12 protein-coding genes are annotated in these 12,479 nt (G+C 65.5%); 3 read left to right on the forward strand and 9 right to left on the reverse strand.

Annotated features, from left to right (window positions below; all coding sequences use genetic code 11):
• Window positions 1-1,368 carry a DNA repair protein RadA gene (radA, locus tag WD006_RS15115; protein ID WP_029308080.1) on the reverse strand — a complete coding sequence of 456 codons (1,368 nt, stop codon included), beginning with the start codon at window positions 1,366-1,368 and terminating at the stop codon, window positions 1-3.
• Entirely contained in the window at window positions 1,369-2,475 is a 1,107-nt protein-coding gene (gene alr, locus WD006_RS15120) for an alanine racemase (protein WP_011516157.1), read from the reverse strand.
• A gap of 459 nt (window positions 2,476-2,934) precedes the next feature.
• On the opposite strand from alr, the gene lplT reads away from it, so the two are divergent.
• Window positions 2,935-4,254 carry a lysophospholipid transporter LplT gene (gene lplT, locus WD006_RS15125; RefSeq protein WP_011516156.1) on the forward strand — a complete coding sequence of 440 codons (1,320 nt, stop codon included), beginning with the start codon at window positions 2,935-2,937 and terminating at the stop codon, window positions 4,252-4,254.
• A 49-nt stretch (window positions 4,255-4,303) separates the two neighbouring features.
• Here lplT and WD006_RS15130 read toward each other — a convergent pair whose 3' ends face one another.
• Genes WD006_RS15130 through tsaB form a run of 4 tightly spaced genes read right to left on the reverse strand, consistent with a single transcriptional unit; the run spans window position 4,304 to window position 7,668 of the window.
• Window positions 4,304-5,413: a DUF1853 family protein gene (locus WD006_RS15130; protein ID WP_029308081.1), complete on the reverse strand. Its 1,110-nt coding sequence runs from the start codon at window positions 5,411-5,413 to the stop codon at window positions 4,304-4,306.
• A complete protein-coding gene (locus WD006_RS15135) occupies window positions 5,394-6,347 on the reverse strand; it encodes a uracil-DNA glycosylase (RefSeq protein WP_029308082.1) in 954 nt (317 codons plus the stop codon). The genes WD006_RS15130 and WD006_RS15135 overlap by 20 nt, the downstream gene beginning before the upstream one ends.
• Window positions 6,344-6,910 carry a ribosomal protein S18-alanine N-acetyltransferase gene (rimI, locus tag WD006_RS15140; RefSeq protein ID WP_029308083.1) on the reverse strand — a complete coding sequence of 189 codons (567 nt, stop codon included), beginning with the start codon at window positions 6,908-6,910 and terminating at the stop codon, window positions 6,344-6,346. Before rimI ends, WD006_RS15135 begins: the two co-directional genes overlap by 4 nt.
• Complete coding sequence (gene tsaB / locus WD006_RS15145; RefSeq protein WP_029308084.1) at window positions 6,907-7,668, reverse strand: tRNA (adenosine(37)-N6)-threonylcarbamoyltransferase complex dimerization subunit type 1 TsaB; 762 nt, start codon at window positions 7,666-7,668, stop codon at window positions 6,907-6,909. Before tsaB ends, rimI begins: the two co-directional genes overlap by 4 nt.
• A gap of 194 nt (window positions 7,669-7,862) precedes the next feature.
• Between tsaB and WD006_RS15150 the strand changes: the two genes are divergently transcribed.
• Window positions 7,863-8,132, forward strand: a complete 270-nt coding sequence (locus tag WD006_RS15150) for an acyl-CoA-binding protein (RefSeq protein ID WP_029308085.1) — start codon at window positions 7,863-7,865, stop codon at window positions 8,130-8,132.
• On the opposite strand, the gene WD006_RS15155 is transcribed toward WD006_RS15150, so the two are convergent.
• Together WD006_RS15155 and WD006_RS15160 are read right to left on the reverse strand one after the other, a co-directional pair.
• On the reverse strand, window positions 8,133-9,548 hold the full coding sequence (locus WD006_RS15155) for a DHA2 family efflux MFS transporter permease subunit (protein ID WP_224446140.1): 1,416 nt from the start codon (window positions 9,546-9,548) through the stop codon (window positions 8,133-8,135).
• Window positions 9,549-9,655: 107 nt separating this feature from the next.
• Window positions 9,656-10,126, reverse strand: a complete 471-nt coding sequence (locus tag WD006_RS15160) for an SRPBCC family protein (protein ID WP_029308086.1) — start codon at window positions 10,124-10,126, stop codon at window positions 9,656-9,658.
• A 244-nt stretch (window positions 10,127-10,370) separates the two neighbouring features.
• Between WD006_RS15160 and WD006_RS15165 the strand changes: the two genes are divergently transcribed.
• On the forward strand, window positions 10,371-10,781 hold the full coding sequence (locus tag WD006_RS15165; RefSeq protein WP_008649113.1) for a VOC family protein: 411 nt from the start codon (window positions 10,371-10,373) through the stop codon (window positions 10,779-10,781).
• A gap of 112 nt (window positions 10,782-10,893) precedes the next feature.
• Here WD006_RS15165 and aceB read toward each other — a convergent pair whose 3' ends face one another.
• Window positions 10,894-12,477: a malate synthase A gene (gene aceB, locus WD006_RS15170; protein WP_029308087.1), complete on the reverse strand. Its 1,584-nt coding sequence runs from the start codon at window positions 12,475-12,477 to the stop codon at window positions 10,894-10,896.
• Window positions 12,478-12,479 lie beyond the last annotated feature (2 nt).

The raw sequence follows: 12,479 nt of genomic DNA on the forward strand, positions 1-12,479 counted from the left end.
TCAGTCCAGATGCCTGACCCGGTCGATGGCCTGTTCCAGCCGGTCCACCGCGATGACCTCCAGGCCGTCGATCCGCTGCTTGGGCGCATTGGCCTTCGGGATCACCGCCATCGTGAAACCAAGCTTGGCGGCTTCCTTGAGCCGCTCCTGTCCGCGCGGGCTCGGGCGGATTTCTCCCGCCAGGCCCACTTCGCCGAACACCACCAGACCGCGAGGCAGCGGCTTGTTGCGCATCGACGAATGAATCGACAGCAGCACGGCCAGGTCGGCGGCCGGCTCGCTGATCTTGACCCCGCCCACCGCGTTCAGGAAGACGTCCTGGTCGAAACACGCGATGCCCGCGTGACGATGCAGTACGGCCAGCAGCATCGCCAGCCGGTTCTGTTCGAGGCCCACGGCCAGCCGACGCGGATTCGGCACGTTGGCGGTGTCGACCAGCGCCTGCACTTCGACCAGCAATGGCCGCGTGCCCTCCTGGGTCACCAGCACGCAGGAACCGGCCACCTGCTCCTCATGCTGGGAGAGGAACAGCGCAGACGGATTGCTGATGCCGCGCAGGCCGCGCTCGGTCATCGCGAAGACACCGAGTTCGTTGACCGCGCCGAAGCGGTTCTTGAACGCCCGGATCAAGCGGTGCGAGGAATGGGTGTCCCCCTCGAAGTACAGCACCGTGTCCACGATGTGTTCGAGCACGCGCGGGCCGGCCAGGCTGCCTTCCTTGGTTACGTGGCCGACCAGGATGATCGTGATGCCGGTACTCTTGGCGATCCGCGTCAGTTGCGCCGCGCATTCGCGTACCTGTGCCACGGAGCCCGGCGCGGACGTCAGCGCCTCCGAGTAAACCGTCTGGATCGAGTCGATCACGGCCACCTCGGGCTTGTCGGCCTCGAGCGTGGCCTGGATCTTCTCCAACTGAATCTCGGGCAGCAGGCCCAGCGTGGCGGCCTCCACGCCCAGGCGATGGGCGCGCAGCGCGATCTGGGCGGCGGATTCCTCGCCGCTCACATAGAGCACGCGCCGGCTGGCCGACAGGTTGGCCAGCGTCTGCAGCAGCAGGGTCGATTTACCGATGCCGGGGTCCCCGCCGATCAGCACCACCCCACCCGACACCAGGCCGCCGCCAAGCACGCGGTCGAATTCGTCGATGCCGGTCGAGAAGCGTGGCACATCGGCCGCCTCGATTTCCGACAGCTTGCGCACCACAGCGGACGTCGCCAGCGGCTGGAAGCGGCGTGCCGCGGACGAACCCGAATCCGCCACCGTTTCCACCAGCGTGTTCCAGGCGTTGCACTGTGGGCACTGGCCCGCCCAGCGCGGCGTGGTGCCGCCGCACTCGGTGCATGTGTATACCGTCTTGGTCTTGGCCATTTATACGGCGTCGGCGGTGGTCAACGTGGCAACGGAAGTCGGCACGCGCGGCGCCAGCGCGCACATCAGTTCATAGCCAACCGTGCCGCTGGCGGCGGCCACGTCGTCGATTGGCAGACCATGGCCCCAGAGCGTGACCGGCGTGCCTACCTTTGCCTTCGGGCAGGGGGTCAGGTCGACGCAGATCATGTCCATCGACACCCGCCCCACCAATTGCGTGCGCACGCCGTCGACCAGCACCGGCGCGCGGCGCTCGCCCCAGCCCACCGCGTGGCGTGGGTAGCCGTCGGCGTAGCCGCACGCCACCACCCCGACCCGCATCGCGCGGTCGGCAGTAAACATGGAACCATAGCCGACCGTATCGCCCGGTTGCAGATCCTGTATGCCGATCAGCTCGCTATGGAGAGACATCGCCGGTTGCAGGCCGGTCTCTGCGATATCGGACGACACCCCGGTGGGCGATCCGCCGTAAAGGATGATGCCGGGACGCACCCAGTTGCGATGCGCCTGCGGATGCCAGAGCACGGCTGCCGAGTTGGCCATGCTGACCTCCCCCGGCAGGTTGGCCGTGGCGGCTTCGAAGGCTTCCACCTGATGCGCAATGCCGCGCTTGCTGTCGGCATCGGAAAAGTGCGTCATGTGGACAATGCTGCCGATGCAGGACATGGTCCGGGCCCGTTCCCAGGCGGCGCGGTACTGCGCCGGACGGAAGCCCAGGCGGTTCATGCCGGTATTCAGCTTGAGCTGGATCGCCAGCGGCCCCTTGGGGCGGGCCAGCTCAAGCATCCGCAACTGCTCCTCGCAGTGCACGGCGGTGGTCAGGCGGTATTGCTCGAGCAGCGGTACATCCTGCGCCTGGAAGATGCCTTCGAGCAGCAGGATCGGGCCCTGCCACCCAAGGTCGCGCAACAGCACGGCTTCCGAGAGATCGAGCAGGCCAAACCCGTCGGCGGCCTTGAGGCCGGCAAAGACTCGGCGGATGCCGTGGCCGTAGGCGTTGGCCTTGACCACCGCCCAGATGCGGGATGCGGGTGCTTGGCGACGCACCACCTCAAGATTGTTGGCCAGCGCGGGCTGGTGGATGACGGCTTGAATGGGTCTTGGCATGGAATAGACAACTTGGGCCGGCTGCCGGATCGGTCTTGCACCATTTCAGGGAAGACCCGGTCAGCAACCTGCGGGATTCGTGCGTTGATGGGGACACCGGGCGGTGGTGGATGGCCGGCAGAAACGCCGGCCTGCGGCTCTCGCATCGCGCAGTCGATATTTGAACACAATCGGACGAAAATTCCGGGAATCCAAGCGGCGACATGCTGTCCAATGCGCGTTTGCCTGTGTGCTGAAATGTCGCGGTTTCGTGATATAAAGCCGGACGCTCCGGCAATGTTTTAAAAGAGAAGCAATATGTCAATGACGGTCAGGCAGGCGGCAAAGCACGCGAATGTTGCGCAACCGCCCCACTTTGACAAAGCTGGAGCGACAGGTTCCCTGCAAGCCGCGGCGCTGCCTGCTGGCGCGCATTTGCCCGCCCAGGCGAGCTTCCGCGATGGAGACAAAGTCGAAGGTATGAAGAAGGGTTTCTACACGATCATGGCCGCGCAGTTTTTTTCGTCGCTGGCCGACAATGCGCTGCTCATTGCTGCCATTGCCCTTCTCACCGAATTACATTCCCCGCAGTGGATGACTCCGCTGCTCAAGCTGTTCTTCGTGCTGTCCTATGTGGTGCTGGCTGCCTTCGTGGGCGCCTTCGCGGACTCGATGCCCAAGGGCAAGGTCATGGCGATCACCAACACGATCAAGATAGTCGGCTGCGCCATCATGATGTTCGGGCTGCACCCGCTGCTGGCCTACGGGATCGTCGGGTTCGGTGCAGCGGCCTATTCGCCGGCCAAGTACGGCATCCTGACCGAACTGCTGCCCCCCGAGAAACTGGTCATGGCGAACGGGTGGATCGAAGGCCTCACCGTCGGCTCGATCATCCTGGGCACCGTAGTGGGCGGGGCGCTGATCTCGGTTCACGTCTCCACCATTCTGCTGCACTTCGACATGCCGTACGTCGACACCGGCATCAATACGCCGGCCGAAGCGGCGATGGTGGTGATCATGTTCTTCTACGTGATCGCGTCGATCTTCAACCTGTTCATTCCGGACACCGGCGCCCGCTATCCCCAGCAGGAAAAGAACCCGGTCAAGCTGATCGCGGAGTTCGGCGACTGCTTTATCGCGCTCTGGCGCGACAAGCTCGGCCAGATCTCGCTGGCGGTCACCACCCTGTTCTGGGGCGTGGGCGCCACGCTGCAGTTCATCGTGCTCAAATGGGCGGAAAAGTCACTCGGCCTGAACCTGTCGCAGGGCGCGCTGCTGCAAGCCGTAGTGGCCGTGGGCGTGGCCGTGGGCGCGATCATGGCGGCGGCAAGGATTCCGCTGCGCAAGTCGCTGTCCGTGCTGCCGTTTGGCGTGGCCATGGGCGTGACGGTGATGATCATGGCGTTCTATACCAAGGACACCATTCCGGATGTGACGCTGGACCTGTTCGGCCTGCACATGCCGCTGTACATGGCCATCGCGTACGTGTTCCTGATGATCGTCGGCGCGATGTCCGGCTATTTCGTGGTGCCGATGAACGCGCTGCTGCAGCACCGCGGCCACGTGCTGCTCTCGGCGGGTCACTCGATCGCGGTACAGAACTTCAACGAGAATGTGTCGGTGCTGCTGATGCTGTGCCTGTACGCGCTGCTGATCAAACTGAATGTGCCGATCGGGTTCGTGATCGTGGCGCTGGGCCTGTTCATCTGCGCGACCATGCTGCTGGTCATGCGCCTGCACAAGCACAATGTGAAGATCTACAACTCGCTGGCGATGATCGGCGAGGACAAGCACCACTGACCCAGGCGGGGCCTGCGGCCCTGCTGGCGGGGCCATCACCCCGCGCCGGTCAATCCCTGCGCGCCCGTTCAATGGCGCGCGCTTCCCAGCCGGGCGGCACGACGAAGCCGCGCGAACGCTCCACCCAAATGCCGGGCTGATCGGTCCCGGCGGGCTCCAGTTCACAAACCATGACAGGCGCATCGCGCCGCCAGCCGTGGTCTGGATGCGCGTCGGTAAATCGTTCCGTCAGCACCGCATGAAGCACTTCGGCTGATTCGGTTTCGGCCTCCGGCACGCGCGCGCCAGACAGCCAGTCTGCACGCTGCAGACGGCACCAGCGCGCCGCGCCACTCCCCTGACCTGCCCGCTCCGACGCACGGCCCATCCAGGCATCCAGCGTGGACCACCAGCCACGCTGGTGATCGGGGGCGATACCCAACACATCCAGCCCCGGCGGCGTCACCCCGTCCCGATAGAACAGCCAGCCCAGCAGATAGACCTCGCTCCGGTCGATCGCGTGGCCGAGCGCGGCCTTCGCCTCTGCGGTGCGGCCCAGCGGCAATTGCCGGCGCACGATATGGTCGAGCTTGTCGCCCAGCCGATCTACGAGATTCGGCCCGACAAACGCGCGAAGGTCGAGCCACCGGTCCTCGATGCCATCGACCATCAAATAGAACTTGGCCGCCATTTCCCAATGCACGGTTTCCATGACGGCGGGATCGCGCCAGACGACGTCGAGTTCGCCGAGCGTCTGCACGCCATGCCCATTGGCGCGGCGGATAGGCACATTGGCCGCCAGCAGTTCGATGCCCGGCGCATGGTCCAAGGCGAAGTGCAGCAACCGTTCGGCATGGCGGCCCAGCCGGAGGCTGCGACCGTCGTTGGCATCGGCGTGGTGGCTCAGTTCGGTGATGGTCTCGGGGAGCGAGGACGGATCGGCCTGGGCCAGCCAGTCCTGCCATGCGGCGCGCACACCGGCTGGCCATTGCGCCACGCGCACAACATCGGCCCCATCCGGCAGCCGGGAAAGCAGCGGCGGCGACAAGGAACTCCACGCCAGATCGCGGGTACGCTGCGAGGGCGCGCGCCGCCAAAGCGGCATCTGCCCGTCGGCGCCGGTCAGTGCCGGCCCGCCCGGGGCGATGCCCTGCGCGAGATCAGGCTTGAGCTCCCGCACGATCGTGTACCTCGCGGGCCAGGCAAAGATCTTCCCAGGCGCGTGCCTTGTCGGTCAGCGTGCGCAGCAGATAGGCCGGGTGATAAGTCACCACCACCGGGATGCCCTCATAGCTATGCACCGCGCCGCGCAGCTTGCCGATCGGCGTGGTGGAACGCAGCAGCGACTGCGCCGCGAAGCGGCCCAGAACCACAATCACCTTCGGCTTGATCAGCGCAATCTGGCGCTTCAGATACGGTTCGCATTGCGCCACTTCGCCTGGCTCGGGATTGCGGTTGCCGGGCGGACGGCATTTGAGTACGTTGGCGATATAGACGTTGCGGCCACGCGCCAGGCCCAGGGCCCCCAGCATGTTGTCGAGCAGCTTGCCAGCCTGGCCGACGAACGGCTCGCCTTGCAGGTCCTCGTTTTCGCCAGGCGCCTCGCCAACAAGCATCCATTCGGCCTGCTGATCACCGACACCAAACACGGTGTTCGTGCGCGTCGAGCACAAGCCACAGGCCGTGCATCCGGCAACGCTGTCGGCCAGCACCGGCCAGTCCATCGTGGCAATCAACGCTTCCCGGCCATCCTGCACCGGCGCCAGTGCGATAGGCACCGGCACTTCCACGGCATGGGCTGGGCCAGGGGCATCGAAGGCTTCGATCGTTTCCGCGACCTCCGCCTCGTTGACGGCGTGCACGGTATCCGGTGCTGCGGCAGGTTTGCCAATGTCAGCGACTTCGGCAACTTCGGCGAAGTCCGCCAATCCCGGCGCAACGGCCGAAGACACCGCAACCTGCGCGGGCTCCGCCGACGGGCGCGCGGCACCGGCGACCTCTTCAGCTATTTCGGCGACTTCGGCCTGAGCAAGTTCAGTGGTTTCCGGCGCCCTGCGGGGCACCCATTCGGCCGGGATGCCAAGCACTTCGAGGAACATGGCCCGACGGTTCATACCGTACCTTCCTCGGTCGACAATGCCGCCGACGGGTCCGCCGACCAGTCGCGCCGCAGCACCAGCGCGTCCTCGCGCCCGAGCGCCGTGGCCGGGTAATAGCCCTTGCGGCGGCCGATTTCCACGAACCCGGCATCCAGGTACAGCGCCAGCGCACCGGTATTCGACGGGCGAACCTCTAGCAGCATGGTATGAAGCTGGTGAGCGTGCGTGGTAGCCAGCGCGATGCCCAGCAGCAACCGGCCATAGCCATGCCGCTGGAACACCGGATCGATGGTGATGTTGAGCAGATGCATCTCGTCGACCACCGGCATCAACATGACGTAGCCAATCAGCGCCGCCGACGGATCGCGCAAGGTCAGCCCGAGATGACCGGCCTTGAGCGAATTCTCGAAGTTACCGCGTGTCCAGGGATGGCTGAAGGCCCGTTGTTCGATTTCAGCCACCGCCTCCACGTCCAGCGCGCTCATCCGATCCAGCGCCCAGCCCGCGGGCAGCGCAGGCATGGTCGGGGTCGCCGGCCAGATGGGCTGATCGGGAACCGGCGCGATAGCGACACTCACGCTGCATCTCCAACTTTTGCCGCAGCGGCCTTGGCGGCGGCAACCGCCTCGCGCTCGGCGATGGTCTGGGCGACCTTGTCGCGTACGTAGTACGGCATGGCATCCGCGGCGTCGATGGTCTCGCCGCGCGCCAGCGCACGCAGGCCGATCGTTACCATGGCACGCGCGTCAGGCATGGCCTCCGGCATCACGCGCCCTGCCTGGGCCGCAACGACCAGCCGCTCGCCGAACACCTGCGCCGCGTTGCCCGCAATCCAGAAATCGCCGTCGGGCCGCGCCACGGCCTCCGGCGCGACAACCTGCATGTCGCCGTCCATGCGCCATTCGTTGGCAGCATCTTCCCAGCGGAACACGGCGGCATAGGCTTCGTCCATGCGCGCATCCAGCGCGACCAGCACCGCCGTGCCGGCGGGCAACAACGGCGTGCCCGCACGCGCACTTTCCGCGCAGGCCATCAAGACATTGACGGGAATGACCGGCAGCCCGGCGCCAAACGCCAGGCCTTGCGTGACACCGCAGGCCGTGCGCAGGCCCGTGAACGAACCGGGGCCGGCGCCAAAGGCAATAGCGGCGCAATCGGCCAGGCGGATACCGGCCTCGGCCAGCACTTCGCCCACGGCCGGCAGCACGCGCGACGACGACCGCGCGCCGGTATGCTCATGACGGGAGAAACACTCGATAGCACCGTCTGCTCCGGCGCGTCCGAGTGCGACGGAACACCACTCAGTGGAGGTTTCGACAGCAAGAATCCAGGACATGGCGCGATTGTATCCGTTGCCGGGCCAAAGCTGTAAGGCGCCGACGCCCGGTGGCAGCCTTGCGAACGGCATCGCTTCGGCCATGCGCCAACCGGAGCAACCGAGCGGTTCCTCGGTTTTTTTGCGCGGAAACAGCCGACGTCGCCGCTTATCATCGCAGACTGTACTGATCCACCGCCTTACCGGAGATATTCATGAGCGACCTGCAGACCCGTTTCGACCAGGCCCAGATTGACGTCAAGACGCTGAGCGAGCGTCCCAACAACATGACGCTGCTGAGTCTGTACGCGTTGTACAAGCAAGGCGCTGAAGGCGATGCCCACGGCGACAAGCCGGGCATGACCGACTTCGTGGGCCGCTACAAGTTCGAGGCTTGGGAAGCCCTCAAAGGCACCGGCCGCGAGGAAGCGATGCAGAAGTACATCGAACTCGTGACCGACCTGCTCGAAGGCAAGGCCAGCTGATCAATCAGCCGGCACTGGCCGCGGGCGGATGCGCCAGGCGGCCAGGATGGCCGTGGCAATCACCACGCCCACGGCCAGGAAAGTCTCATCGAAAGCCTGGATGCGCGCGGCTTGGGCCGCCACGTCACCGCCCTTGCCGAGCACCGCACCGTGTTCGGCAAGGCGCCATTGCAGCCCCACACCAGCCAGACTCACGCCGATCGCCCCGCCCAGTTGCCGCACGAAGTTGATGCAGCTCGAGCCCTGCGCGATCATGGAGAAATCCACCCCGCGCATCGAGCCCATTGTCAGCGAGGGCAGGACGCAGCCCAGGCCGATCCGGCCGATCACCGCATATAAGACCAGCAGCAGGTATGGCGTAGCCGTCGACCCGGTGGCCATGAGCAGGAACGACCCCGCAAGCAGTGCCAGCCCGAACGACACCTGCCGGTGCGGCGGGACCCGGCTGGTCAGGCGCCCGGCCACGGCAATCGTCACCGCCAGCGCAACGCCAGCCGGCATCAGCACGATGCCCGCGGCCGACGGCGTATAGGACAGCGCCATCTGCATATAGACCGGCAGCAGGTACGTGGAGCCGAACAGCCCCGCCCCGTAAATGAACGCCACAATGGCGCCGGCCGAGAACTGCTGGTAGCTGTACAGCCGCATGTTCATCAGCGGATACGGCGCGCGCAGTTGCCAGAACACGAATCCAGCAAGCATGACCACGCCCAGGGCGACCAGTCCGATCCCGGAATGCACGTCGCCGCGCATCTCCACCAGCCCGTTGAGCAGGCTGACAGTAGCCACGCCGACCAGCATCAGCCCGCGCCAGTCCAGCGGCTTGCGCTCACCCATCATCGCGGAGTCCACCGCCATGAAGCGGCGCGCCATCGCCAGGGCGATCAGCGTCAGCGGCACCACCACGAAGAAGATCGAGCGCCAGCCGAATGTCTCGACGAGAAAGCCGCCCACGCTGGGCCCGACGGCCGGCGCCAGCACCACACCGAAGCCGAACAGCGACAGGGCCTTGCCCTGCTCGCGTTCGTCGAACACACGCAGGATGAAGATATTGGGCAGCGGCTGCATGATGCCCGCCGCGACGCCTTCGGCCACACGCATCGCCAGCATCACGCCGAAGGTGGGCGCGACACCACCTATCAGGCCACCCGCACCAAGCAGCGCCAGCGCACCAATGAAGGTCCTGCGCAGGCCATATCGGTTCAGCAGCCAGGGGGTGAGCAGCATCGACAGCGTCATGGCGATCATGAAGCTGGCCGCCACCCATTGGGCGCGCTCCTGGCCGAGCAGGAAATGCCGGCTCAGGTCCGGAATGGCGACATTGACAATGGTCGATGACACGATGGAGGACACCGTGCCAAGCATCAGCGTCAACAGGATCAGCCAGCGCAGGCGATCGCCATAGCGGGCGCGCAGTTGCGCGCGCGTGGGCCCACCGCGGCGCGGCCCTCCGCCGCCACCGCCGTGGTTGCCGCCTCCGGATTCCCCGCTGCCAGTACCTGCCGGCGCGGTGGATTCGCGCTTCACCCGAGCTGCCCCGTCGCGGCGATCTCCCGGATCTTGCGCACGGTGTCGAGGTCGGCCTCGTGGTAGGCGGATTTGACGATCTCGGCGTAACGGTCATCGCCACTAGCGTCGACGTTCGGCATCGTGGTCTCGTAGATGAAACGCGCCAGCAACGCGCCCGGCCCCGGGGTCTCGATGATCATGGTCAGCGTGCCGCCCGCATGCTCGGCCGTGGCTGCCGATTCGTACCGCACGGCGCGGCGCGGCTCGAATACGACCCGGTCGCGTATGTTGGCCTGACCGAAATGCAGCACGCGCTCGATCCAGCCGTCACCCCTTTCCACGATCTCTGCCCGGTCCAGCCCGAGCATGAACAACTCTGGCGACTCCGCGCGCAACACCAGTCCCTGCCAGAGTTGGTCCGCGGTCAGCGGCTCCAGCGTGGGGTTGGCCGGGTCATTGATCTCCACCAGGTGCTCGAAACGCAACTTGATTCTCCCAATCGTGAATGTCCGTATTATGAGGCCTCTCGCGTGCCAACGTCGGTGGCTTTTGACCCGGATCGGGTCGATCGCGGGTGGGCATTCGTGCATCACTCCTGACAGCTTTTGTCAGGAGCCTGGGCGCACAATGCTCGCCCGGTACCGGCATGGAGTCAGGAGCCGTCAGGAGCGGCCGCCGACATGACCCCGGCACCGGAAACATCGCCCAGAAGGCGCTCAGGAGGCAGGCATGGAGTTGTTGATCAACATCGACGTCGATGACCTCGAACGCGGTATCGGCTTCTATGAAACAGGACTGGGGATGCGGCTCGCCCGCACCCTCTTCGACGGCACGGTGGCGGAAATGCACGGCGCCTGCGCGCCGGTCTTTCTGCTGGCAAAACCGCCCGGCACATTCGCCACCACGCGAAGCGACAGCCGGCGCGACTACGCCCGCCACTGGACGCCGGTGCATCTGGATTTCGTGGTCGAATCGCTGGAACCGGCGATCGAGCGCGCGCTCGGCGCGGGAGCGGAACTGGAAGACTGGCCGCGTGATTTCGACTGGGGCCGGCAGGCCATGCTGTCCGACCCATTCGGACACGGACTCTGCTTCATCGAGTGGAAAGGCGATGGCTACGGCGCCAACGCGGAGCGCTGAGCGGGCGCTGGCCATGGCCACGCCCCCACCGCGACGCTCTTATCCAGTCACGGCGGCAAAAAAAATCCCACGGCTCATCACCGTGGGATTTTTTTCAGGCTGACGCCCGGACTCAGACTTCTTCGTACAGCGGCAGCGTCAGGAATTCGGCAAAGTCTTCCGAAGTCGACATCTGCTCGAAGATCTGCGCGGCACGGTCGTACGTGGCGCCTGCGCCCACCACTTCGCGGACCTTGGCCAGTTCTTCCGGAATCAGCGCGCGCACCATCTCGGCGGTCACCTTGCGGCCGTCTTCCAGCTTGCCCTTCGGCGAGCGGATCCACTGCCACACCTGGGAGCGCGAGATCTCGGCGGTGGCGGCGTCTTCCATCAGGTTGTGGATCGGCACGCAGCCATTGCCAGCCAGCCAGGCGCCCAGGTAGTGGATGCCGACGTTGATGTTCATGCGCAGGCCGGCTTCGGTGATCGGCGCTTCCGGCTGGAAGTTCAGCAGGTCGGCACCCTTCACTTCGACGTCCGGACGTTGCTTGTCGAACTGGTTCGGGCGGTCGCCCAGCACGTCCACGAATTCCTTCATTGCCGGCTCGACCAGACCCGGGTGGGCCACCCAGCCGCCGTCGTAGCCGTCGGTGGCGTCACGGCGCTTGTCGCCGATGATGCCCTGCATGGCGATAGCGTTCTTCTCCGGATCGTTCTTGATCGGGATCAGCGCGCTCATGCCGCCGATCGCAGGCGCGCCGCGCTTGTGGCAGGTCTTCAGCAGCAGCAGCGCGTAGGCGCGCATGAACGGCGAGGTCATCGTCACCTTGGCGCGATCAGCCAGGCAGAAGTTCTTGTCGACCTTGAACTTCTTGATGCACGAGAAGATGTAGTCCCAACGGCCGGCGTTCAGGCCAGCGCTGTGGTCGCGCAGTTCGTACAGGATTTCTTCCATCTCGAACGCGGCCAGGATCGTCTCGATCAGCACCGTGGCCTTGACCGTGCCTTGCGGCAGACCGATTTCGTTCTGCGCCATCACGAAGATGTCGTTCCACAGACGCGCTTCCAGATGGCTTTCCATCTTCGGCAGGTAGAAGAACGGGCCGGCGCCGCGGGCAATCTGCTCCTTGGCGTTGTGGAACAGGAACAGCGCGAAGTCGAAGATGCCGCCCGAGACGCGCTTGCCGTCGATCGTGACGTGCTTCTCGTCCAGGTGCCAGCCGCGCGGACGCACCTGCAGCGTGGCGATCTTGTCGTTGAGCTTGTAGTGCTTTCCGTTGCTGTCCAGCGTCAGCGTGCGGCGCACGGCGGCCTTCAGGTTCACCTGACCCTGCATCTGGTTGTGCCAGTTCGGGGTGTTGGAGTCCTCGAAGTCGGTCATGTAGCTGTCAGCGCCCGAATTGAAGGCGTTGATCACCATCTTGGCTTCGACCGGGCCGGTGATTTCCACGCGGCGGCATTCCAGCGCCTTCGGCACCGGCGCAACCTTCCAGTCACCTTCGCGGATGCTCTTGGTTTCCGGCAGGAAGTCGGGCAGTTCGCCGGCGTCGAGGCGCTTGGTGCGCGCCACGCGCGCGGCCAGCAGTTCCTGACGGCGGGCCTCGAAGGCACGGTGCAGCTTGTCGACCAGGGCCAGGGCTTCCGGCGTCAGGATGTCTTCATAAGCCGGCAGAATCTCGCCGGTAATCTTCATGCCCGCGGGCAGCGTGATAGCCATCA

This window comes from Cupriavidus sp. Met-2, from assembly GCF_049843575.1.
Lineage (GTDB): Bacteria > Pseudomonadota > Gammaproteobacteria > Burkholderiales > Burkholderiaceae > Cupriavidus > Cupriavidus metallidurans.